Source organism: Lutibaculum baratangense AMV1 (assembly GCF_000496075.1).
GTDB classification, from domain to species: Bacteria; Pseudomonadota; Alphaproteobacteria; order Rhizobiales; family Tepidamorphaceae; genus Lutibaculum; species Lutibaculum baratangense.
The window spans coordinates 121176-142021 of sequence record NZ_AWXZ01000035.1 but is presented as its reverse complement, the minus strand read 5'-3'; the positions used below and the strand labels follow the sequence as shown (position 1 = coordinate 142021).

Below are 20846 nucleotides of genomic sequence, written 5' to 3'. Positions count from 1 at the left end.
GCGCCTCACGCCCTCGCCTTCGACGCGGCGCCAAGCGCCGCGAGCCCGAGGCCGGCGGAGATCAGCGCGTTGTAGCCCGCGAGCGACAGGCCGAAGAGCCGCCATGCGGCGGCGTCGCAGCGGATGACCTGGGCCTTGCCGAGCTGGCCGAGGAGGCTCGAGGCGTCCTTTACGTCGGCGACGGCGCCGGAGCAGTCGGTCGGCCCCGTCCACCAGCCCCACTCGATGCCCGCGTGGTAGGCCGCGATGCCGGCCGTGACGAACATCGCGAGCCCGAACAGGCCGAGGAGCAAGCGCGCCGGCAGCGGCGCCCGCGCGGCGAGGAGCCCCGCCAGCACGGCCAGCGGCACGCCGACATAGTAGGGCACGCGCTGCTCCAGGCATAAGGGGCACGGCGGCAGCCCCCCGATCAGCTCGAAGCCCCAGGCGCCGAGGATCGTGGCGGCGGCGACGGCGGCGAGGAGGAACGCCCAGCGGCTGAGAGTCATGGCAAGAGGCTCCGGGGCGGAGGCACGAGTGCCGTTCAAAGGAACTTCACGAGCGCGAAGCCACCGAACAGGAGGACGACGAACAGCGTGAACACGAAGCCGAGCCGCCTCTCGATGAAGTCGCGGATCGGCGGGCCGACGAAATAGAGGAGCGCCGCCACCACGAAGAAGCGCAGGCCCCGCGCGAGCACGCTCGCCACGATGAAGACCGGAAGCGGCAATCCCGTGGCGCCCGAGGCGATCGTGATCACCTTGTAGGGGAACGGCGTGACACCCGCGAAGAAGACGATCCAGGCGCCCCACTCGTTGTAGCGCAGGGCGAACTCCGCGAACTTCTCGCCATAGCCGTAGAAGCCGAGGATCGGCTCGGCCAGCGCCTGGAACAGGAACGCGCCGATCGCCCAGCCCGCGAGCCCGCCGATCACCGAGGCGACCGTGCACAGCGTGGCGTAGGCCCAGGCCTTCGCCCGCTCCGCCAGCACCATCGGGATGAGCAGGAGATCGGGCGGGATCGGGAAGATCGAGCTTTCCAGGAACGACACGACGCCCAGCGCCCAGGGGGCGCCGCGATGGGCGGCGATCGACATGGTCCAGTCGTAGAGGCGGCGCAGCATGGCATGGCGTTAGCCGCTTCTCGCGGCCAAGTCCATCGCTCAGATCGCCGCTGCCGGCCCACATTGACGCGCTGCCGCGCGCCGCTATGATCCCGCCCGCTGGGGAAGCCCCTGTGGCGGAATGGTAGACGCGGCAGACTCAAAATCTGCTTTCCGCAAGGAAGTGCTGGTTCGAGTCCGGCCAGGGGCACCAACTCTCACCGCAACATCGCCGGGGCGCCGAACTCTCGGGGGCCAAGTGTCCGCCGGGGATCTTCAACTATCACCCTGCGATCTCCTTGCGCCGGGGAAGGTCACGGGCGCCCCGGAATCCCCGACCACTGCCGCGGGGGAAGCCTCTATTTGCCGCTTTTCTCCCACCACGCGTGATGATAGGCCGAAGGTCAGGCGCCTGCCGCGAACGTCACATGACGGCGGGCGAGTCACGCGGAGGAGTTCGATCTTCATGAAACCGCTCAAGACACTGCTGACGACGACCGCGATCCTCGGCTGCCTGGCCGGCGCGGCGCAGGCGAAGACGCTCGTCTACTGCTCGGAGGGCAGCCCGGAGGGCTTCGACCCGGCGCTCTACACGGCCGGCACGACCTTCGACGCGTCGTCGCGGCCGGTCTACAACCGCCTCGTCGAGTTCGAGAAGAGCTCGACCGAGACCCTGCCCGGCCTCGCGGAGAGCTGGGACGTCTCCGAGGACGGCACGGAATACACCTTCCACCTGCGCGAGGGCGTCAAGTTCCAGACGACCGACTTCTTCACGCCGACCCGCGACTTCAACGCCGACGACGTGATCTTCTCCTTCGAGCGCCAGCTCGACGAGCAGAACCCGTGGCACCAGTATGTCAGCGGGGCCGCGTGGGAGTACTTCAACTCCATGTCGATGCCCGACCTCATCCAGTCGATCGAGAAGGTCGACGACATGACGGTCAAGTTCGTGCTGACCCGGCCCGAGGCGCCGATGATCGCGAACCTCGCGATGGACTTCGCCTCGATCATGTCGAAGGAGTACGCCGACCAGCTCGAGGCGGAAGGCCGGATGGAGCAGCTGAACCAGCGGCCCGTCGGCACCGGTCCCTTCAAGTTCGTGGCCTACCAGCCCGACGCCGTCATCCGCTATCAGGCGCATGCCGACTACTGGGACGGCAAGCAGCCGATCGACGACCTCGTCTTCGCGATCACGACCGACGCGTCGGTACGGGCCCAGAAGCTGCAGGCGGGCGAGTGCCACGTCATGCCCTACCCGAATCCGGCCGACGTGCAGGCGATGCAGAATGACGACCGCCTGACCGTCCAGGAGCAGGAGGGCCTGAACGTCGGCTACCTCGCCTACAACACGACGCAGGAGCCCTTCGACAACCCGAAGGTCCGCAAGGCGCTGAACATGGCGATCAACAAGGACGCCATCATCGAGGCCGTCTTCCAGGGCGCGGGCGCCAAGGCGAAGAACCCGATCCCGCCGACGATGTGGTCCTATAACGACGAGATCGAGGACGATCCCTACGATCCCGAGGCGGCGCGGCAGATGCTCGAGGAAGAGGGCGTCTCGAACCTGTCGATGAAGGTGTGGGCGATGCCAGTGCAGCGTCCCTACAACCCGAACGCCCGCCGCATGGCCGAGCTCATCCAGTCGGACTTCGCCGAGGTCGGCGTCGAGGTCGAGATCGTGTCCTACGAGTGGGCGGAGTATCTCGAGCGCTCCAAGGCCGAGGACCGCGACGGCGCGGTGCTGCTCGGCTGGACCGGCGACAACGGCGACCCCGACAACTTCCTCGCCGTGCTGCTCGGCTGCGATGCCGTCGGCAACGCCAACCGCGCCCAGTGGTGCAACGAAGACTTCGAGAAGCTGATCCAGGAAGCGAAGGTCGAGAGCGACCAGGAGAAGCGGACCGAGCTCTACGAGCAGGCGCAGGTGATCTTCAAGGATCAGGCGCCGTGGGCGACGATCGCCCACTCGGTCGTGCACATGCCGATGCGCAAGGAGGTCCAGGGCTACGAGATGAGCCCGCTCGGCGCGCACCGCTTCGACGGCGTCGACATCGCCGAATAAGCCCGAAGATCCTGCCGGGGCGGCTTCCCGCCCCGGCAGCGTGTAGCGATTGCCATGCTCAGCTTCTTCCTCCGACGGCTTCTCCTGCTGATCCCGACCTTCATCGGGGTCTCGATCGTCTCGTTCGCCTTCATCCGCCTCCTGCCGGGCGATCCCATCATGCTGATGGCCGGCGAGCGCGGCATGTCGGCGGAGCGCTACCTCGAGCTCCAGCACCAGTTCGGCTACGACCGCCCCCTCGTCGTGCAGTATCTCGACTATCTCTGGGGGGTCTTGCAGGGCGATCTCGGCCAGTCGATCGTCACCAAGCGCCCGGTGCTGCAGGAGTTCTTCACGCTCTTCCCGGCGACGCTCGAGCTGTCGCTCTGCGCCATCACCATCGCCGTGGCGATCGGCGTGCCGGCGGGCGTGCTCGCCGCGGTCAAGCGCGGCTCGTTCCTCGACCAGGCGATCATGGGCACCGCGCTCGTCGGCTATTCGATGCCGATCTTCTGGTGGGGTCTGCTGCTCATCATCCTGTTCTCCGGCGTGCTCGGCTGGACGCCCGTGTCGGGCCGCATCTCGCTCATGTTCTTCTTCCCGCCGGTCACCGGCTTCATGCTGATCGACTCCCTCCTGTCGGGCCAGGCGGGCGCCTTCCGCTCGGCGCTGAGCCACCTCGTCCTGCCCTCGATCGTGCTCGCCACGATCCCGCTCGCGGTGATCGCGAGGCAGACGCGCTCGGCGATGCTCGAGGTCCTGAGCGAGGACTACGTGCGCACCGCCCGCGCCAAGGGCCTGCCCTCCCGCCGCGTCGTCGGTCTCCACGCGCTCAGGAACGCGCTCATCCCGGTCATCACGACGATCGGCCTCCAGGTCGGCGTGCTGCTGGCCGGCGCGATCCTCACGGAGACGATCTTCTCCTGGCCGGGCATCGGGAAGTGGATGGTCGACAGCGTGTTCCGCCGCGACTACCCCGTCATCCAGGGCGGCCTCCTGATCATCGCCGGCATCATCATGCTCGTGAACCTGCTGGTCGACGTGCTCTACGGCCTCGTCAACCCGCGCATACGTCACGCCCGCTAGGAGCCGGATACCCATGTCCGAAGCCATCGAACCGGTCGGCGACAAGGCCAGGCTCGACACGCCGCCCTCCGTGCTGCGCGAGTTCTGGCACTATTTCAGCGAGAATCGCGGCGCGGTGATCGGCCTGACGATCTTCCTGCTGCTCGTCGCCGCCGCCATCGCCGCGCCGCTCCTCGCCCCCTATTCGCCGACCGGCCAGTTCCGCGACGCGCTCCTCAAGCCGCCGATCTGGCAGGAGGGCGCCGACCCGCGCTTCCTGCTCGGCACGGACGCGGTCGGCCGCGACATCCTCTCGCGCCTCATCTACGGGGCCCGCTTCTCGCTCTTCATCGGCACGGTGGTCGTCATCCTCGCCCTCGTCACGGGCGTGATCCTCGGCCTCGTCGCCGGCTATTTCGGCGGCTGGCTCGACACCGGCATCATGCGCGTCATGGACGTGATCCTCGCCTTCCCGAGCCTGCTCCTCGCGCTCGTGCTGGTGGCGATCCTCGGGCCCGGACTGATGAACGCGATGATCGCGATCGCGCTCGTGCTGCAGCCGCATTTCGTCAGGCTCACACGCGCGGCCGTCATGTCGGAGCGCGGCCGCGACTACGTGACCGCCGCCCGGGTGGCCGGCGCGGGCCGGCTGAGGCTCATGTTCGTGACGATCCTGCCGAACTGCCTCGCGCCGCTCATCGTGCAGGCGACGCTGTCCTTCTCGACCGCGATTCTCGATGCCGCCGCGCTCGGATTCCTCGGCATGGGCGCGCAGCCGCCGACGCCCGAATGGGGCACGATGCTGGCGGAGGCCCGGGAGTTCATCCTGCGCGCCTGGTGGGTCGTGACCTTCCCCGGCCTCATGATCCTGATCACCGTGCTCGCCATCAACCTGACGGGCGACGGCCTGCGCGACGCGCTCGACCCGAAGCTGAAGCGGAGCTGAAAGATGCGCGCCCGCCCCCGTACCGGGACGATGTTCCGCGACGCGCGGAGGGATGCCGGTCTTCTCTGCGGAGCCCCGCGCCACCATCTGCACGCGATCTCCCCCAATCCCGAATACCGATGCCGGCCATGTCCCTCCTAGACATCCGCAACCTGACGGTCGAGTTCAGGACCGCGCAAGGCCCCTTCCGCGCCGTCGATGGGGTCGACCTCGTCGTCGACCAGGGCGAGATCCTGTCGATCGTCGGGGAATCGGGCTCGGGCAAGTCCGTCGCGATGCTCGCGACGATGGGCCTCCTGCCGTGGACCGCGACCGTCACGGCAGACCGCATGGCCTTCGACGGCCACGACCTCCTGACGATGTCGCGCCGGGAGCGCCGGCGAATCGTCGGCCGCGACATGGCGATGATCTTCCAGGAGCCGATGACGAGCCTCAACCCGTGCTTCACGGTCGGCTTCCAGATCAAGGAGACGCTGCGCTACCATCTCGGGCTCGACCGGAAGGCGGCGCACGAGCGGGCCGTCGAGCTGATGCGCCAGGTCGGCATTCCGGAGCCCGAGCGCCGGCTCTCGGCCTTCCCGCACCAGATGTCGGGCGGCATGTCGCAGCGCTGCATGATCGCGATGGCGCTCGCCTGCAAGCCGAAGCTCCTCATCGCCGACGAGCCGACGACCGCGCTCGACGTGACGATCCAGGCGCAGATCCTCGATCTCCTCGTCGGGCTGCAGCGCGACAGCGGCATGGGCCTCGTCCTCATCACGCACGACATGGGCGTCGTTGCCGAGACGGCCGAGCGCGTGGTCGTGCAGTATGCGGGGCAGCAGGTCGAGCAGCAGGACGTGAAGGCGCTGTTCGAAGACCCGCATCACCCCTACACGGCGGCGCTGCTCGCGGCTCTTCCCGAGCGGGCGACGTCGAAGGAGTTGCCGTCGATTCCCGGCGTCGTGCCGGGACAGGGCGACCGGCCGACCGGCTGCCTGTTCAACCCGCGCTGCCGGTTCGCGACCGACCACTGCCGGAAGGTCGTGCCGCCGCACGCCTCGTCGGAGATGGGCCGCGCCCTCTGCCACTATCCTCTGCGCCACGGCGTGCCCACGGGGCACCCCGCACACATGGAGGCCGCATCGTGAGCGAAGCCCTGATCGCGGAGCCGAAGCAGGCCGCGGGCGAGGTCGTGCTCGAGGCGAGGGATCTCGAGCGGCACTACGAGATCGGCCGCAGCGGCCTGTTCGCTCAGGCGGCGACGGTGAAGGCGCTGCGCGGCGCCTCGTTCAGCCTGCGCGCCGGCGAGACGCTGGCCGTCGTCGGTGAATCGGGCTGCGGCAAGTCGACCCTCGCCCGGCTCGTGACGATGATCGAGGAGCCGACGGCGGGCTCGCTGAAGATCGACGGGATCGACGTCGCCACCGCCACTGCGGCGGAGCGCCGGCAGTTGCGGCGCGCGGTGCAGATCGTCTTCCAGGACCCGTACGGCTCGCTCAACCCGCGCCAGAAGGTCGGGACGATGCTCGAGGAGCCGCTGAAGATCAACACGAGCGACGACGCCGCGACCCGCCGCCGCAAGGCGATGGAAATGCTCGAACGCGTCGGCCTGCGGCGGGAGCACTACGAGCGCTACCCGCATATGTTCTCGGGCGGCCAGCGCCAGCGCATCGCGATCGCCCGGGCCCTGATGCTGCGGCCGCGCATTCTCGTCCTCGACGAGCCCGTCTCCGCGCTCGACGTGTCGATCCAGGCGCAGGTCCTGAACATCCTCGCGAAGCTGCAGGAGGAGTTCGGCCTCGCCTATCTCTTCATCTCGCACGACCTGTCGGTCGTGAAGCACGTCGCCGACCAGGTGATGGTCATGTATCTCGGCCGCCCGGTCGAGGAGGGACCGCGCGAGGAGATCTTCGAGAACCCTCGCCACCCCTATACGAGAGCCCTCCTGTCGGCGACGCCGGTGGCCGACCCGAACCGCCGGCGCGAACGCATCCAGCTCAAGGGCGAACTGCCCTCGCCGATCAGCCCGCCGTCCGGCTGCTCCTTCCACCCGCGCTGCCCGCTGTGCTTCGAGCCCTGCCCCGTCGACCGGCCCGAGCTCCTGCCGCACGGGCGCGCGCGGGTCGCCTGCCACGCCGTCACCGACTGAACCGGCGCGACGCCGCGGCCGGGGCCTCAGCCGCGGCGCGAGCTCTCGCGGACGATGAGCTGGAAGCCCAGGTCGACGCCTCTTTCGGGCACCTCGCGTTCCTCGATCCGGTCGATCAGCATGTCGATCGCCATCTTGCCCATCCGGTAGCGATGGGTCTGGACGCTCGTGATGGCCGGCACCGCGGCCGCCATCATCTCGAGGTCGTTGAAGCCGACGATCGCGACGTCTTCGGGAACCCGGCGGCCCCGCGCCATGCACTCGAAGAGCGCGCCGAGGGCGAGGTCGTCATTGGCGCAGAACAGGGCGTCGGTGTCCGACGCGGCGTCGAACAGGCGCCCCGAGAGCGCGCGCCCCTGCGAGACGCTCGACGGCGCCGACGTCATCGCCTCGCGCGCCGGATCGTAGAGGCCGTGCTCGCGCAGCTGCGCGCGGTAGCCCTCGCGACGGCGCAGCATCCGGGGATCCATGCGCGCGCCGAGGAAGCCGATCCGGCGACTGCCTTCCTCCATGAGATGGCGCACCGCGACCCTCGCCGCCTCGACATGCGAGAAGCCGATCAGCATGTCGATCGGGTCCGGCGCGTGCTCCATGATCTGCACGACCGGGAAATCGGCCTTCGCGAGATAGGCGCGGGTCGCATCCGACTGGTCGATGCCGGTGATCAGCATGGCGGCCGGCCGCTGGCCCGCGAAGAGCTGCAGGAGGCGGTCCTCCTCGTCCTCCGAGTAGCGCGTGTTCGCGATCTGGATCTGGAAGCCCGATCCCTCGATACGGTCGTAGATGCCCTGCATGACGTCGGCATACACGTTGTTCGTCAGGCTCGGCAGGATCACGCCGATCACGTTCGAGCGGCCCGACGCGAGCACCTGCGCCTGCGGGTCCGGCACGTAGTTCAGCTCCCGGATGGCGAGGTCGATGCGCTCGCGCAGCTCGCGCGAGACCTGCTCCGGCCGCCGGATGGCGCGGGATACGGTGATGGCCCCGACGCCTGCGGCACGGGCGACGTCGGCGATGGTGGGGCGTCCGGAGCCCCTGCGCTGGCTCATGCTCGAGGAAACTCGGGCAATTCTCTGCGGATCATCATGCCTCCGCGGATCATCATACCCCTGAGGATCGGCACGTCTTTGAGGATCATCGTGTCCCTGAGGATCATCATGTTCCTACCCTCTTCCCGGCTCCCGCTGAAGCACCGATTGACTCCATGGTAGCGCTGCCATAGCGTGATGGTAGCGCTACCAGACGCCAAGGGCTAGCGCATTCAGATCTAAATGGATTGGCTGGAAGGCGTTCCGGCCGGGAGGAAACCCATCATGAACTGGCTCAAGGCCACCCTCGCGGCAGGCGCCGTCGCGCTTGCCGCCACCTCTGCTGCCAATGCGCAGGAGCACACGTTCAGGTTCCAGTCGAGCGATCCGTCGGGGAACCCGAACTTCGAACTTCAGAAGACCTGGGCCGACAGCGTCTCGGAGAAGTCCGACGGCCGGATCCAGGTCGAGCTCCTGCCGGTGGAATCGATCGTCGCCCACAACGAGACGCAGGACGCGATCGCGGCGGGCATTCTCGACGGCCACATCACCGACACGTCCTATTTCGCGGGCAAGGACCCGGCCTTCGGCCTGATCGCCAACCCGGTGGGGGCGTGGTCGAACCCGCAGGAGATGTTCGACTTCATGGAGAATGGCGGCGGCAAGGAGCTCATGAACGAGCTCGTCGAGCCATACGGCCTCCACTTCATCGGCGCCACGACGCCGGGCCTCGAGGCCTTCGTCTCGGCCGTGCCGCTCGATGGGGTGGACGACCTCAAGGGGGTGAAGCTGCGTGCCCCGGAGGGCCTCGTGCAGCAGGTCTTCGCCGCGGCCGGCGCCTCTCCGGTCAACCTGCCGGGCTCCGAGGTCTTCACCTCGCTCGACAAGGGCGTCATCGAGGCGGCCGACTACTCGGTGTTCTCGACGAACCACGCGCAGGGGCTGCACGACGTCGCGCCGCACCCCGTCTATCCCGGCTTCCACTCGATGCCGCTCGTCGAGATCTCGATGAACAAGCAGAAGTGGGACGAACTGCCGGACGACCTGAAGCAGGTGCTGGAGGAATCGGTCCGCGAGTTCGCGCAGCGCCAGGTGGCGGCGCTCGACGAGAACGACCAGAAGGCGGTCGAGGAGGCGAAGGCCTCGGGCAACATCACGATCCACGACTGGTCCGACGAGGAGCGGGCTAAGTTCCGGACGATCGCGACCGGCGAGTGGGAGAAGGTGGCCCAGCGCTCGGAGAACGCGCAGAAGGTCTACGAGACCCTGACCGGCTATCTCCAGGAACAGGGCCTGATGCAGTGAGGCCCGCCGGAGGGGCGGATACCCGCCCCTCCGCGCCAGCGGAAGGTCACCGTATCCGATGGACGAGAACATTCCCGCGGCCGAGGCGCCGCGCGAGCACGGCGAATCGGTTCCAGAAGCCGGACGCCTCGGCAGGTGGCTCGACCGCGGCGGGATCGTGTTCGCCGCGGGCATCGTCCTCGCGATGCTCATCCTCATGCAGGAGGTGATCCTGCGCTACGTCTTCAACGCCCCGACGATCTGGGCGCACGAGACGACCGTTTTCCTCTGCGGCATCGCCTTCATCTATGGCGGCCTCTACTGCACCGCCCGCGACAGGCACATCCGGGTCGTGCTGATCTACGACGCGCTCGGTCCCCGCCTGCGGCGCGCATTCGACGTCGCGATCTCGATCGTCTGCGCCGCCGCTTCGGCGATGTTCGCCTGGGCCGCCTGGCTGATGGTCGAGCGCGCGGCCTTCCGGCCGGACGGCTCGTTCCGCCTCGAGCGCTCCGGCAGCGCCTGGGACCCGGTCTATCCCGGGCTCGTGAAGGTCTTCCTCATGGTCGTGCTGGCGGTGATGGCGATCCAGTTCGTCGTGCTCGCCTGGAACTACGCGAAGGGACGCCGCTAGGATGGAGATCTTCGGCTCCCTGAAGGGGCTCGGCGTCGAGGGCGGCACGCTCCTGATGTTCGCGATGCTGCTCGGGCTCCTCGTGACCGGCATCCCGCTCGCCTTCGTCACGCTGCTCGTCGCGCTCGTCTTCGCGCTCGGCTGGTTCGGCCCGATGGCGGTGCCGCTGATCACGAGCCGCGTCTACACCTTCGTCTCGTCCTTCGTCTTCGTCTCCGTCCCGATGTTCGTGCTGATGGCGGCGATCCTCGACCGCTCCGGCATCGCCCGCGATCTCTTCGACGCGATGCGGCTCATGGGCGGGCGGCTGCGCGGCGGCGTCGCGATCCAGACCATCGTCGTCGCGGTCATCCTCGCCGCGATGTCGGGCATCATCGGCGGCGAGGTGGTGCTGCTCGGCCTCATCGCGCTGCCGCAGATGCTGCGCCTAGGCTACGACAAGAAGCTCGCGATCGGCGTCGTCTGCGCCGGCGGCTCGCTCGGGACGATGGTGCCGCCCTCGATCGTGCTCATCATCTACGGGCTGACGGCGAACGTCTCGATCGGCGGGCTCTTCACCGCGGCCTTCATCCCCGGGCTGATGCTCGCGAGCTTCTACGTCATCTACGTGCTGGTCCGGGCCTATCTGAACCCGGCCGTGGCGCCGATCGTCGAGAACGCCGGCGTTCCGCGCGCCGAGAAGATCAGGCTGCTCAAGGGACTGATCCTGCCGCTCCTCGTCGTCGCGGGCGTTCTCGGCTCGATCTATGGCGGCATCGCCTCGGTGACGGAGGCCTCCGCCGTCGGCGTGATGGGCGTGCTGCTGTCGACCGTCGTGCGCGGCGAGTTCACCTTCGCCCTGCTCAAAGGAGCGGCGCTTCAGACCCTCCAGACCGTCGGCATGATCGTCTGGATCGGCATCGGCGCCTCGGCGCTGGTCGGCGTGTTCAACCTGATGGGCGGGATCAACTTCGTCTCGAGCCTGATCACGGGCATTTCCGACAACCCGACGATCATCCTGCTCTTCATGATGCTGATCCTGTTCGTGCTCGGCATGTTCCTCGACTGGGTCGGCATCGCGCTCCTGACGATGCCGATCTTCGTCCCGATCGTGAAGAGCCTCGGCTACGATCCGATCTGGTTCGGCGTCCTGTTCTGCATGAACATGCAGGTTTCGTTCCTGTCCCCGCCCTTCGGGCCAGCCGCCTTCTACCTGAAGTCGGTGGCGCCGCCGGACATCACCCTCTCCGACATCTTCAAGTCGCTCCTGCCCTTCATCTGCCTGCAGATCCTGGCAGTGGCCCTCCTGATCGCCTTCCCCGTCCTCGCGGGCGGCTGAGTGACGAGTATCGACATGACAAAGACGACGAAGCTTCGCTCGCAGGCCTGGTTCGACAACCCCGACAACCCCGGGATGACGGCGCTCTACCTCGAGCGCTACCTGAATTACGGACTGACGCGCGAGGAGCTGCAGTCCGGCAAGCCGATCATCGGCATCGCACAGACGGGGTCGGATCTCTCGCCCTGCAACCGGCCGCTCGTCGAGCTCGCCAAGCGGACGCGCGAGGGTATCCGCGACGCCGGCGGCATCGCGATCGAGTTCCCCGTCCACCCGATCCAGGAGACGGGCAAGCGGCCGACGGCGGCGGTCGACCGCAACCTCGCCTATCTCGGCCTCGTCGAGATCCTCTACGGCTACCCGATCGACGGCGTCGTGCTGACGACGGGCTGCGACAAGACGACCCCGGCATGCCTGATGGCGGCCGCCACCGTCGACCTGCCGGCGATCGTCCTGACCGGCGGCCCGATGATCAACGGCTGGTACGAGGGCAAGCGCGCGGGCTCGGGCACGGTCATCTGGAAGGCGCGCGAGCTCCTCGCCGAGGGCAGGATCGACTACGCGGAATTCATGGCCATGGCGGCGGCCTCGGCACCCTCGCCGGGCTTCTGCAACACGATGGGCACGGCGACGACCATGAACTCGCTCGCCGAGGCGCTCGGCATGTCGCTACCCGGCTGCGCGGCGATCCCCGCGCCGCACCGGGAGCGGGCGCAGATTGCCTACGAGACCGGCAAGCGCGCCGTCGAGCTCGTCCGCGAGGACCTGAAGCCCTCCGACATCCTGACGCGCGAGGCCTTCGAGAACGCCATCGCCGTGTGCTCGGCGATCGGCGGCTCGACGAACGCGCCGGTCCATCTCGCGGCGATCTCGCGCCATGTCGGCGTCGAGCTCGACATCCGCGACTGGCAGCGGATCGGCGAGGAGATCCCGCTCATCGTCAACCTGCAGCCGGCGGGCGAGTATCTCGCCGAGGACTACCACCGCGCCGGCGGCGTGCCGGCCGTCGTCGCGCGGCTCATCGAGAGGGGCCTCCTCCACGAGGACGCGATGACGGTGTCGGGCCGCACGATCGGCGAGAACTGCCGCGGCGCGAAGGTCGAGGACACCGACGTCATCCGCACCTTCGAGGACCCGATCCAGGAGGCGGCGGGCTTCCGCGTGATGGCGGGCAACCTCTTCGACAGCGCGATCATGAAGACCTCCACGATCACCGACGAGTTCCGCCGGCGCTACCTGTCGAACCCGGAGGATCCCGAAGCCTTCGAGGGTCGGGCGATCGTCTTCGACGGCCCGGAGGACTACCACCACCGCATCGACGATCCCGCGCTCTCGATCGACGAGCACTGCATCCTCTTCATGCGCGGCACGGGACCGATCGGCTATCCCGGCGGCGCCGAGGTCGTGAACATGCGCGCGCCGGACTACCTCCTGAAACGCGGCATCCACGAGCTTCCATGCATCGGCGACGGACGCCAGTCCGGCACGTCGGGCTCGCCGTCCATCCTGAACGCCTCGCCGGAAGCCGCCGCGGGCGGGCCGCTCGCGCTCCTGCAGACGGGCGACCGGGTGCGTGTCGACCTGCGCGCGAACCGGGTCGACGCGCTCCTGCCCGAAGGGGAGTGGCAGAGCCGCCGGGCGGCCCTCGAAGCCGCCGGCGGCTACCCCTACCCGGCCTCGCAGACCCCGTGGCAGGAGATCCAGAGGGGTTGCGTCGACCAGCTCGAGGCCGGGATGGTGCTCAAGTCCGCCGTGAAGTACCAGCGGATCGCGGCGAAGGGCCTGCCGCGCGACAACCACTAGGTGGGGGGCGCGATGGCGCCGGCCCTCATCGGCCTCGACTGGGGCACGAGCGCGCTCCGCGCCTATCTCGTCGGCCGCGACGGGTCGATCCTGGAGCGACGGGAGAGCGGCCACGGCATCCGCGCGCTGCCCGAAGGCGGCCTCCCTGCCGCCTTCGCCGCCGCGAGCGCCGGCTGGCCCGGCGACGTGCCGGTCCTCATGTCGGGCATGGTCGGCAGCCGGTCGGGCTGGGTCGAGGCACCCTATCTCGACGTCGCCGGTCGCGGCGTCGGCCTGGCCGAGGTCGCGGAGGCGCTGCTCGACGTGTCCGAGGCGGTCGGACGGACGGCCTTCCTCGTGCCCGGCCTGAAGAGCCACGATCCGGCGGACGTCATGCGCGGCGAGGAGACGCAGGTCATGGGCCTCGGCCTTCGCGACGGCACGGCGCTCCTGCCCGGCACACACTCGAAATGGGTGAGAATCGCGGGCGGCCGCATCGTCTCCTTCCGGACGGCGATGACGGGCGAGGTGTTCGCGGCCCTCTCCCGCCACACGATCCTCGCGGACACGATCGCCGAACCCGGCGACGAGGCCGAGGCGCAGGCCGGGTTCGACGCCGGCCTCGAGGCGGCCCGTGCTCTCGACCGGCCGGGCGCGCTCCTGAACCGCCTCTTCGCGATCCGCGCGTCGGTCCTCCTCGGCGACATGCCGGCCGGCCGGTCCCCCGAATACCTCTCGGGCCTCCTGGTCGGCGCGGAGGTCGCGGCGGAGGGCACCGATGCCCCCGTCACCGTCGTCGCCTCCCCCGCCCTGACCTCGCGCTACACGCGCGCCCTAGACGCCTTCGGCGTGCCCCACGAAGCCGCGCCACCCGATATTGCCGCGAGGGGGCTTCATGCCATAGGGGTTGCGGCGCGCCTCATCACCGGACACACGACATGATCACGCTCGACCAAGCCCTCGCCCGCCTGCCGCTTCTCGCGGTCCTCCGCGGCATCACGCCCGAGGAGGCCGAGCCCGTCGGCGAGGCGCTCGCCGAAGCCGGCATCCCGATCCTCGAGGTGCCGCTGAACTCGCCCGACCCGTACCGCTCGATCGAGATCCTCGCGAGGCGCTTCGGCGACGACTTCGTCGTCGGCGCCGGCACCGTGCTGCGGCCCGAGGAGGTCGCGCGGGTGGCGGATGCCGGCGGCACGATCGTCGTCTCGCCCAACTTCAACGCCGAGGTGGTGCGGGCGACCAAGCGGGCCGGGCTGATCTCGGTGCCCGGCATCTTCACGCCGACCGAAGCCTTCGACGCGCTCGACGCGGGAGCGAGCGCACTCAAGCTCTTCCCGGGCGACGCGATCTCCCCGAAGGTCGTGGGCGCACTGCGCGCCGTCCTGCCGAAGGGCACGGTCGTCATGGTGACGGGCGGCGTCGGCGCGGAGAACCTCGCCGAGTTCATGGCGGCGGGCGCCGACGGCGCGGGCATCGGTTCGGCGCTCTACAAGCCCGGCCGTCCGGCGGCGGAGGTGCGCGAGATCGCGCTGCGCCTGGTCGAGGCGGCGAAGGCCGCGCGGGGGCGCGCCGCGTGACGAGCCAGCTCGACATTCTCTGCCTCGGCGAGCCGCTCGTCGAGTTCAACGAGACGGGTCCGCGCCGCTGGCTCGAAGGCTTCGGCGGCGACGTGTCGAACGTCGCGATCGCCGCGCGGCGTCTCGGCGCGCGGAGCGGGATCGCGACGCGGCTCGGCGCCGACGGGTTCGGCGACCAACTGATGGCCCTCTGGGCGGCCGAAGGCGTTGATGCGGGTGCCGTGACGCGCGACACGGAGGCGCCGACCGGCCTCTACTTCGTCCGCCATGGCGAGGACGGGCACAGCTTCGAGTACCGGCGAGCCGGCTCCGCCGCGAGCCTCATGTCGCCCGGCAACCTGCCGCGCGAGGCGATCCGCGGCGCCCGCTGCCTGCATCTCTCCGGCATCACCCAGGCGATCAGCGACAGCGCGGCGGAGGCCGGTCTCGCCGCGATCGAAGTGGCGAGGGAGGCCGGAGTCGCCGTCTCCTACGACCCCAATCTGCGGCTGCGACTGTGGCCGCTCGAACGGGCGCGCGAGGTCATCCACGCCTCGATGCGGCTCGCCGACGTCGCGCTGCCGGGGCTCGAGGATGCACGCCTGCTGACGGGGCTTCAGGATCCGGGCGACATCGCCCGCTTCTACCTCGACCTCGGCTGCCGGGTCGTCGCGCTGACGCTCGGGCCGGACGGAGCGCTGGTGGCGACGCATGACGGCGTGGAGCAGGTGCCGCCGCGCCCCGCGCGGCTCGTCGACGCGACGGGTGCCGGCGACTGCTTCGACGGCGCCTTCCTGACCCGGTGGCTCGCGACCGGCGATGCCGTGGCCGCCGCCCGCTACGCGGTGGTCGCCGCCTCGCTGTCGGTCGAGGGCTACGGCGCGGTCGCCCCGCTGCCGACGGCGGAGGATGTCGAGGGGATCATCGCCGGCGGACGGGCCGCTCCCGCCTCGCCCGCCCCCGCGGCCGCTTCTCTCGCGCGGAAGGCGATCGCGCTCGTCGCGCATGACGCCAAGAAGGACGAGATGGTCGAGTGGGTCCGCCGTCACCGGCGCGAGCTGAAGGAGGTACCGCTCTTCGCGACCGGCACGACGGGGGCGCGGGTGATGGAGGCGGTGCCGGAGCTCGACGTGACGCGGCTGAAGAGCGGCCCGCTCGGCGGCGACCAGCAGGTCGGCGCGCTGATCGCGGAGGGCGCCCTCGAAGCGGTGATCTTCTTCATCGATCCGCTCTCGGCCCTGCCGCACGACGTCGACGTGAAGGCGCTGACGCGGCTCGCGACCGTCTACGACCTGCCCTTCGCGTGCAGCCCGTCGACGGCGACGCTCATCATCGAGCGGCTTTCGCCGATCGAGGACCGGACAGAGAACCTCGACCGCTGAAGCGCATCGCGCATTCGCAGTTCCGCCGCAATCGGGGATGAAGCTGCTGCTGCCGCTGCTGCTGCTCGCGGTGCGACGGGCGCCGCCATGCGCTGCCTCACAGGTTCCTTCGCAGAATGTCTCTCTCCACGCCGATCGCTACCCCCGCCCGCCGGTTCTCGCCGCTCGTGTGGTGGAACACCGTCTTCTTCACGCTGCTCTGCGCCTCGGAGATCGGCTTCATGGCCGCCGCGCTCGACTGGGCCCTGGCCGGGCTGTTGGGTCTCCCGATGCCGGTCGTGGTCGCGATGTCCGTCGCCCTCACCGGCCTCGTCGTCTGGGCGAGCTATCTGGCGTTCCGGCTCGCCCTCACGGCCGAGCGGTCGCTCCTCGAGGACGCGTGAGCGCGTAGAGCGCGATCCCCGAGCTCGTCGCGACGTTGAGCGAATCGAAGTCGGCCGCCATGCCGATCCGCACGCCCGTCGCCCGCGACATCACCTCGTCCGGCAGGCCCGGGCCCTCCGCCCCGAAGATGAGGGCCCTGCCGCCGGGATGCTCCGGCACCGCCTCGAGATCGAACCTGCCGCGCGGCGACAGCGCGAGCGGCAGGAAGCCGTGCGTCTCCAGGAGGCCCACGAGATCCTCGCCGGCCGCAAGCCTGGCGAACGGCACCTTCAGCGTCCCGCCCACTGAAACGCGGATCGCCTTGCGATTAGAGCGGGTCGCAGCTTGCGTGGTCGAGGAGCACGGCGTCCGCGCCGAAGGCTGCGGCGTTGCGGAAGATGCCGCCGACATTGTCGTGGTTCGAAACCCCCACCAGCGCGACGACGAGACGCTTCCTCGGCAGCGAGGCGAGAAGGCTGCCCGCGCAGGGCTCGGGCAGCCGGCGCCCCACCGCCAGCACGCCGCGATGGATGTGGAAACCGACGAGCCGGTCCATCACCGCCTGCCCCGCCACGAGGACCGGCACGTCCGCCGGAGCCGTCGCCAGCAGAGGCCCGAGACCGTGGAGGCGGCGCTCGGACACGAGGATCGAGTCGGCCCGGAACCGGGAGGTCGAGAGGAGGACCCGCAGCACCACCTCGCCTTCCGCGATGAAACGGTCGCCATGGCCCCGCAGATCGCGTTCGCGGATGGCGGCGTAGGGCTCGAGGCGCGGGTCGGCCGCGTCGTCCACGGCGTAGACGGACCGGCCGGGGGATGCGACGGCGGAGGTGATCTCGCTCATCGCCGCAAGGTGCAGCGGGACAGTGCGCCGCGCAACTCTACCACCAGTCTTGAAGGTCGAACCAGGAGAGGATGCGGCTGTCGAGGGTCACCTCGGCGCGCGGCTGGACGGCGGCCGACAGAGCCACGACGAGCACGACCGCGGCAAGCGCGACGGCAAGGGTCGTCGACGTTCTCATGCCTGTCTCCCTGCTTTCGCCGGCCCGACACGTCGAAGGCCCGGCGGAGGCCGCCGGGCCGAAGCCGCTCCCGCGCCAGAAGGCGGGAGCGGGAAGCGCCTTTCGCGGTCGCCTTATTGCGCGGCCGCGTCCTCGTCGTCGGCCTGGGGCGAAACCTCGGCGGGCGTGTCCTGGGTCGCCGGCGCCTGGGTGCGCTGGCCGTCGCCGCGCCGGCTGCGCCAGCCTTCGCGTCCGCCCCGACGGTCCTGCAGCGTCAGGGCGCCGTCCCCGTCACGGTCCATCTTCTCGACGATGCCGTCGAGGCGCGCGCCGAACTCCTCGCGCGTCAGCGAAGCGTCGCCGTCGGGATCGAGCGCCTGGAAGCTGCGCACCGCCATCGGTTCGACGAGCTCGGCGAAGAACGCCTTGTACTCGTCGAGCTGAAGCTCGCCGTCGCCATTCGCGTCGTACTGCTCCATGCGGTCCTGCAGGAAGGCGTCGAAGTCCTCCTGTGTCACACGGCCGTCTCCGTCCGTGTCGGCGAGCTGGAAGACGCGCATGAACATCATCTTGCCGGCGGGGCCACCCATGCCGCCCATACCCATCATGCCGTGGCCGCCCATGCCCATCATGCCATGGTGCCCGCCGCGATAGCCGCCGCCGTGATGGCCTCCGCCATGGTGACGCTCGTGGCGGCCTTCGCGCTGCCAGCGCGGGCCGTCGCCGCGGCGCTCGTACTGCCGCTCGTGGCGGGGGCCGTCGCGCCAGCCGCGTTCGCTTCCACTGTCCTGGGCAACCGCGCCGCCGACCATGGCGGCCGTGGCGACCATCGCGCTGCCGAGGGCCAGGAACTTGATCGAGGTCTTCATCGGAGATCTCCTTTTCTGGTCCGTCCGATGGGGTGAACTATGGAGTCCGCCTGTCGCAGGACTATCCCCCCGCCGCGCAATTGTGTGTCAGCGCACGAAGCTTCGCCGCAGCCGATACATCTCGTTACACATCGGCCGCGACAGGTCGCCGGTTCCGTCGTAGTGACGGATCATGGACGAGACGCCTCACATCCTCGTGGTCGACGACCACCGCGACATCCGCGACCTCCTCGCGCGCTACCTGCAGAAGAACGCCATGCGCGTGACGACGGCAGAGAGCGCCGCCGCGGCGCGCCGCGCCCTGAAGGCCTCGGCGACCGACCTCGTCGTGCTCGACATCATGATGCCGGGCGAGGACGGCCTGACCCTCTGCCGCCACCTGCGCGAGACGAACCAGATCCCCGTCATCCTGCTGACCGCCATGGCGGAGGAGACCGACCGGGTCGTCGGCCTCGAGATCGGCGCCGACGACTACGTGACGAAGCCCTTCAACCCGCGCGAACTCCTCGCCCGCATCAAGGCGGTGCTCAGGCGGACCCAGGCCCTGCCGCCCTCGCGCGAGCCCGCGACCGGCGAGCGCTACCGGTTCGACCGCTGGACCCTCGACACCGCGCGCCGCGAGCTCGTGGGCGAGGACGGCGTGGCGGTGCCGCTGTCGACGGGAGAGTTCCGCCTGCTCGTCGCCCTGCTCGAGCGGGCCGGCATGGTTCTCTCACGCGACCAGCTTCTCGACATCACGCGAGGGCGTAACGCCGGTCCCTTCGACCGGGCGATCGACAACCAGGTCAGCCGCCTGCGCCGGAAGATCGAGGTCGACCCGAAGCAGCCGGCCCTCATCAAGACCGTCTGGGGCGGCGGTTACTCCTTCGCAGGCGAGGTGACGAAGGAATGAGGCTCGTCCCGAAGAGCTTCGCGGGGCAGCTCGCGCTCCTCCTCCTGATCGCGCTCCTCGTCGCGCAGACCGCCGCCTTCGTGCTGTTCGCGATGGAGCGCACACAGGATGCGCGCGAGCGCTTCAAGGATCTTGTGATCAGCCGGACCACGACGCTCGTGCGCCTGCTTCCCGACCTCCCGCCGAGCGAGCGGCCGGAGCTTCTGGAAACTGCCAGCTCCCGCTATCTGCGCTTCTGGATCTCCGACCAGCCGCCCGAGGGCGCCGATCCCGGCCGCTTCGAGCGGTTCGGCCCGGATCTCGCCCGATATCTCGACATGCCGCCGACCTCCGTGAGCGTGGTCCTGCTCGATGAAGACCCCCTGCCGAGGCACCGCGCCGAGCACCACCACCGGCGCGATCCGATCGAGGCATGGGGGGAAGACGGCGGCAACGCGGCTATCGAGCGCCCTCGCCGCGAAAACCACCCGCACACGCCGCGCGAGCGGGCGTTCTGGCTCGCGCTGTCGGTGGAGCTGGGCGACGGCAACTGGCTGAACGCCGTCACGGGGCCGCCCCCGCCGGCGCGCCCGTTCGGCCGGGCCTTTCTCTGGAGCCTCGGCCTCTCGGCGCTGGCCGTCGGGCTCGTCGCGGCCGTCGTCGGCCGGCGCATGGTGCGGCCGATGCGCAAGCTCGCCGACGCGGCGCAGCGCTACGGCCGGGGCGAGCGCTTTCCGCCACTCGTCGAGACCGGCCCCGACGAGGCCCGGCGCAGCACGAGGGCCTTCAACGAGATGCGCGAGCGGCTCGATTCCTTCGTCGCCGACAGGACCCGGATGCTCGCGGCGATCTCGCACGACCTGCGCACCCCGATCACCAGCCTGAGGCTGCGCGCGGAGCTCGTCGACGACGAGGAGACCCGCGAGAAGCTCGTCGAGACCCTCGAGGAGATGCAGCACATGACCGAGGCGGCGCTCGCCTTCGCCCGGGCCGACCAGGCGGAGGAGGAGACACGCTCCGTCGACATCACGGCGCTGGTCGACAGCCTCGTGGAGGACCTGGCCGAGCTCGGCATGGACGTCACCGCGAATGGAGGCGAGCCCGCGGTCGCGCGATGCCGCCCGATGGCGCTCAGGCGCGCCGTGCGCAACGTGCTGGAGAACGCCGTTCGCTACGGCGAGCGGGCCCAGGTCGGCGTCTCCCGCTCCGGCCCAGACATCCGCATCGAAGTCCGCGACGACGGGCCGGGTATCCCGGACGGGGACGTGGAGCGCATGTTCGAGCCCTTCGTGCGCGCGGAAAGCTCGCGCAGCCGCGAGACGGGGGGCATCGGGCTCGGCCTCGCCATCGCCCGCACCATCATGCGCGCCCATGGCGGCGACATCGCCCTCGCCAACCGCGCGGGCGGCGGCCTCGAAGCCACGCTGACGCTTCCCGCCGTCACCTGAACGCCGCTCGGGGCCGGCCTCGGGTCATGCCTCGTCGACACCCTTC

20 protein-coding genes, 1 tRNA gene and 2 pseudogenes are annotated in these 20846 nt (G+C 69.7%); 17 read left to right on the top strand and 6 right to left on the bottom strand.

Going from position 1 to position 20846, the window contains the following annotated elements:
- Window positions 1-5: 5 nt before the first annotated feature.
- Entirely contained in the window at window positions 6-488 is a 483-nt protein-coding gene (locus N177_RS12605; RefSeq protein ID WP_023432735.1) for a disulfide bond formation protein B, read from the bottom strand.
- 35 nt (window positions 489-523) lie between these two features.
- Entirely contained in the window at window positions 524-1102 is a 579-nt protein-coding gene (locus N177_RS12600) for a YqaA family protein (protein WP_023432734.1), read from the bottom strand.
- Window positions 1103-1209: 107 nt separating this feature from the next.
- Between N177_RS12600 and N177_RS12595 the strand changes: the two genes are divergently transcribed.
- The 6 genes from N177_RS12595 to N177_RS12570 all read left to right on the top strand — a co-directional run bounded on the left by N177_RS12595 (window position 1210) and on the right by N177_RS12570 (window position 7264).
- Window positions 1210-1295 (top strand) — tRNA-Leu (locus tag N177_RS12595).
- Window positions 1296-1547: 252 nt separating this feature from the next.
- On the top strand, window positions 1548-3143 hold the full coding sequence (locus N177_RS12590; protein WP_023432733.1) for an ABC transporter substrate-binding protein: 1596 nt from the start codon (window positions 1548-1550) through the stop codon (window positions 3141-3143).
- 54 nt (window positions 3144-3197) lie between these two features.
- Window positions 3198-4208 carry an ABC transporter permease subunit gene (locus tag N177_RS12585; RefSeq protein WP_023432732.1) on the top strand — a complete coding sequence of 337 codons (1011 nt, stop codon included), beginning with the start codon at window positions 3198-3200 and terminating at the stop codon, window positions 4206-4208.
- 13 nt (window positions 4209-4221) lie between these two features.
- Window positions 4222-5133: an ABC transporter permease subunit gene (locus N177_RS12580; RefSeq protein WP_023432731.1), complete on the top strand. Its 912-nt coding sequence runs from the start codon at window positions 4222-4224 to the stop codon at window positions 5131-5133.
- A 128-nt stretch (window positions 5134-5261) separates the two neighbouring features.
- Window positions 5262-6263 carry an ABC transporter ATP-binding protein gene (locus N177_RS12575; RefSeq protein WP_040485757.1) on the top strand — a complete coding sequence of 334 codons (1002 nt, stop codon included), beginning with the start codon at window positions 5262-5264 and terminating at the stop codon, window positions 6261-6263.
- The gene (locus N177_RS12570; RefSeq protein WP_023432729.1) at window positions 6260-7264 is read left to right on the top strand and encodes a dipeptide ABC transporter ATP-binding protein; all 1005 of its coding nucleotides are present in this window, start codon (window positions 6260-6262) and stop codon (window positions 7262-7264) included. The genes N177_RS12575 and N177_RS12570 overlap by 4 nt, the downstream gene beginning before the upstream one ends.
- Window positions 7265-7290: 26 nt before the next feature.
- Here the strand turns inward: N177_RS12570 and gntR are convergent, their stop codons facing one another.
- On the bottom strand, window positions 7291-8313 hold the full coding sequence (gene gntR, locus N177_RS12565) for an HTH-type transcriptional regulator GntR (RefSeq protein ID WP_023432728.1): 1023 nt from the start codon (window positions 8311-8313) through the stop codon (window positions 7291-7293).
- 264 nt (window positions 8314-8577) lie between these two features.
- Between gntR and N177_RS12560 the strand changes: the two genes are divergently transcribed.
- The 9 genes and pseudogenes from N177_RS12560 to N177_RS21395 all read left to right on the top strand — a co-directional run bounded on the left by N177_RS12560 (window position 8578) and on the right by N177_RS21395 (window position 16631).
- Entirely contained in the window at window positions 8578-9597 is a 1020-nt protein-coding gene (locus tag N177_RS12560) for a TRAP transporter substrate-binding protein (RefSeq protein WP_023432726.1), read from the top strand.
- A 58-nt stretch (window positions 9598-9655) separates the two neighbouring features.
- Window positions 9656-10210: a TRAP transporter small permease subunit gene (locus N177_RS12555; protein WP_023432725.1), complete on the top strand. Its 555-nt coding sequence runs from the start codon at window positions 9656-9658 to the stop codon at window positions 10208-10210.
- Window position 10211: 1 nt separating this feature from the next.
- On the top strand, window positions 10212-11528 hold the full coding sequence (locus tag N177_RS12550; protein WP_023432724.1) for a TRAP transporter large permease: 1317 nt from the start codon (window positions 10212-10214) through the stop codon (window positions 11526-11528).
- 15 nt (window positions 11529-11543) lie between these two features.
- Window positions 11544-13331 (top strand): IlvD/Edd family dehydratase, encoded by a 1788-nt coding sequence (locus N177_RS12545; protein ID WP_023432723.1) that lies wholly within the window; start codon window positions 11544-11546, stop codon window positions 13329-13331.
- Window positions 13332-13343: 12 nt separating this feature from the next.
- Window positions 13344-14252 (top strand): 2-dehydro-3-deoxygalactonokinase, encoded by a 909-nt coding sequence (locus N177_RS12540; protein WP_023432722.1) that lies wholly within the window; start codon window positions 13344-13346, stop codon window positions 14250-14252.
- On the top strand, window positions 14249-14887 hold the full coding sequence (locus N177_RS12535) for a 2-dehydro-3-deoxy-6-phosphogalactonate aldolase (protein WP_023432721.1): 639 nt from the start codon (window positions 14249-14251) through the stop codon (window positions 14885-14887). The genes N177_RS12540 and N177_RS12535 overlap by 4 nt, the downstream gene beginning before the upstream one ends.
- Window positions 14884-15756 (top strand): annotated as a pseudogene (locus tag N177_RS21090) (sugar kinase); the annotation flags it as partial. The gene N177_RS12535 and the pseudogene N177_RS21090, both read left to right, overlap by 4 nt.
- Before the next feature lie 99 nt (window positions 15757-15855).
- Window positions 15856-16248 (top strand): methylglyoxal synthase, encoded by a 393-nt coding sequence (locus N177_RS21890; protein WP_280113387.1) that lies wholly within the window; start codon window positions 15856-15858, stop codon window positions 16246-16248.
- A 116-nt stretch (window positions 16249-16364) separates the two neighbouring features.
- Window positions 16365-16631: a hypothetical protein gene (locus N177_RS21395; RefSeq protein WP_152527914.1), complete on the top strand. Its 267-nt coding sequence runs from the start codon at window positions 16365-16367 to the stop codon at window positions 16629-16631.
- Here the strand turns inward: N177_RS21395 and N177_RS12525 are convergent.
- The 3 genes and pseudogenes from N177_RS12525 to N177_RS20650 all read right to left on the bottom strand — a co-directional run bounded on the left by N177_RS12525 (window position 16597) and on the right by N177_RS20650 (window position 18481).
- Window positions 16597-17455: pseudogene (locus tag N177_RS12525) on the bottom strand (TrmH family RNA methyltransferase). The gene N177_RS21395 and the pseudogene N177_RS12525 overlap by 35 nt on opposite strands.
- Before the next feature lie 37 nt (window positions 17456-17492).
- On the bottom strand, window positions 17493-17633 hold the full coding sequence (locus tag N177_RS21690) for a hypothetical protein (protein ID WP_023432715.1): 141 nt from the start codon (window positions 17631-17633) through the stop codon (window positions 17493-17495).
- Between the two features lie 113 nt (window positions 17634-17746).
- A complete protein-coding gene (locus N177_RS20650) occupies window positions 17747-18481 on the bottom strand; it encodes an EF-hand domain-containing protein (RefSeq protein WP_023432714.1) in 735 nt (244 codons plus the stop codon).
- A 172-nt stretch (window positions 18482-18653) separates the two neighbouring features.
- On the opposite strand from N177_RS20650, the gene N177_RS12515 reads away from it, so the two are divergent.
- Together N177_RS12515 and N177_RS12510 are read left to right on the top strand one after the other, a co-directional pair.
- Window positions 18654-19373: a response regulator gene (locus N177_RS12515; RefSeq protein ID WP_023432713.1), complete on the top strand. Its 720-nt coding sequence runs from the start codon at window positions 18654-18656 to the stop codon at window positions 19371-19373.
- Window positions 19370-20800, top strand: coding sequence for an ATP-binding protein (locus N177_RS12510; RefSeq protein WP_023432712.1), 1431 nt, complete (start codon window positions 19370-19372; stop codon window positions 20798-20800). Before N177_RS12515 ends, N177_RS12510 begins: the two co-directional genes overlap by 4 nt.
- The last annotated feature ends 46 nt before the right edge of the window (window positions 20801-20846 follow it).

What these genes read in the sequence shown, in the direction of transcription:
- N177_RS12605 (WP_023432735.1), bottom strand. Translation starts at nt 488, where the DNA reads ATGACTCTCAGCCGCTGGGCGTTCCTCCTCGCCGCCGTCGCCGCCGCC.
- N177_RS12535 (WP_023432721.1), top strand. Translation starts at nt 14,249, where the DNA reads ATGATCACGCTCGACCAAGCCCTCGCCCGCCTGCCGCTTCTCGCGGTC.
- N177_RS12515 (WP_023432713.1), top strand. Translation starts at nt 18,654, where the DNA reads ATGGACGAGACGCCTCACATCCTCGTGGTCGACGACCACCGCGACATC.
- N177_RS12545 (WP_023432723.1), top strand. Translation starts at nt 11,544, where the DNA reads ATGACAAAGACGACGAAGCTTCGCTCGCAGGCCTGGTTCGACAACCCC.
- N177_RS12540 (WP_023432722.1), top strand. Translation starts at nt 13,344, where the DNA reads ATGGCGCCGGCCCTCATCGGCCTCGACTGGGGCACGAGCGCGCTCCGC.
- N177_RS12575 (WP_040485757.1), top strand. Translation starts at nt 5,262, where the DNA reads ATGTCCCTCCTAGACATCCGCAACCTGACGGTCGAGTTCAGGACCGCG.
- N177_RS12560 (WP_023432726.1), top strand. Translation starts at nt 8,578, where the DNA reads ATGAACTGGCTCAAGGCCACCCTCGCGGCAGGCGCCGTCGCGCTTGCC.
- N177_RS12550 (WP_023432724.1), top strand. Translation starts at nt 10,212, where the DNA reads ATGGAGATCTTCGGCTCCCTGAAGGGGCTCGGCGTCGAGGGCGGCACG.
- N177_RS12590 (WP_023432733.1), top strand. Translation starts at nt 1,548, where the DNA reads ATGAAACCGCTCAAGACACTGCTGACGACGACCGCGATCCTCGGCTGC.
- N177_RS12580 (WP_023432731.1), top strand. Translation starts at nt 4,222, where the DNA reads ATGTCCGAAGCCATCGAACCGGTCGGCGACAAGGCCAGGCTCGACACG.
- N177_RS21690 (WP_023432715.1), bottom strand. Translation starts at nt 17,633, where the DNA reads ATGAGAACGTCGACGACCCTTGCCGTCGCGCTTGCCGCGGTCGTGCTC.
- N177_RS12600 (WP_023432734.1), bottom strand. Translation starts at nt 1,102, where the DNA reads ATGCTGCGCCGCCTCTACGACTGGACCATGTCGATCGCCGCCCATCGC.
- N177_RS12585 (WP_023432732.1), top strand. Translation starts at nt 3,198, where the DNA reads ATGCTCAGCTTCTTCCTCCGACGGCTTCTCCTGCTGATCCCGACCTTC.
- N177_RS12555 (WP_023432725.1), top strand. Translation starts at nt 9,656, where the DNA reads ATGGACGAGAACATTCCCGCGGCCGAGGCGCCGCGCGAGCACGGCGAA.
- N177_RS12510 (WP_023432712.1), top strand. Translation starts at nt 19,370, where the DNA reads ATGAGGCTCGTCCCGAAGAGCTTCGCGGGGCAGCTCGCGCTCCTCCTC.
- N177_RS21395 (WP_152527914.1), top strand. Translation starts at nt 16,365, where the DNA reads ATGTCTCTCTCCACGCCGATCGCTACCCCCGCCCGCCGGTTCTCGCCG.
- gntR (WP_023432728.1), bottom strand. Translation starts at nt 8,313, where the DNA reads ATGAGCCAGCGCAGGGGCTCCGGACGCCCCACCATCGCCGACGTCGCC.
- N177_RS20650 (WP_023432714.1), bottom strand. Translation starts at nt 18,481, where the DNA reads ATGAAGACCTCGATCAAGTTCCTGGCCCTCGGCAGCGCGATGGTCGCC.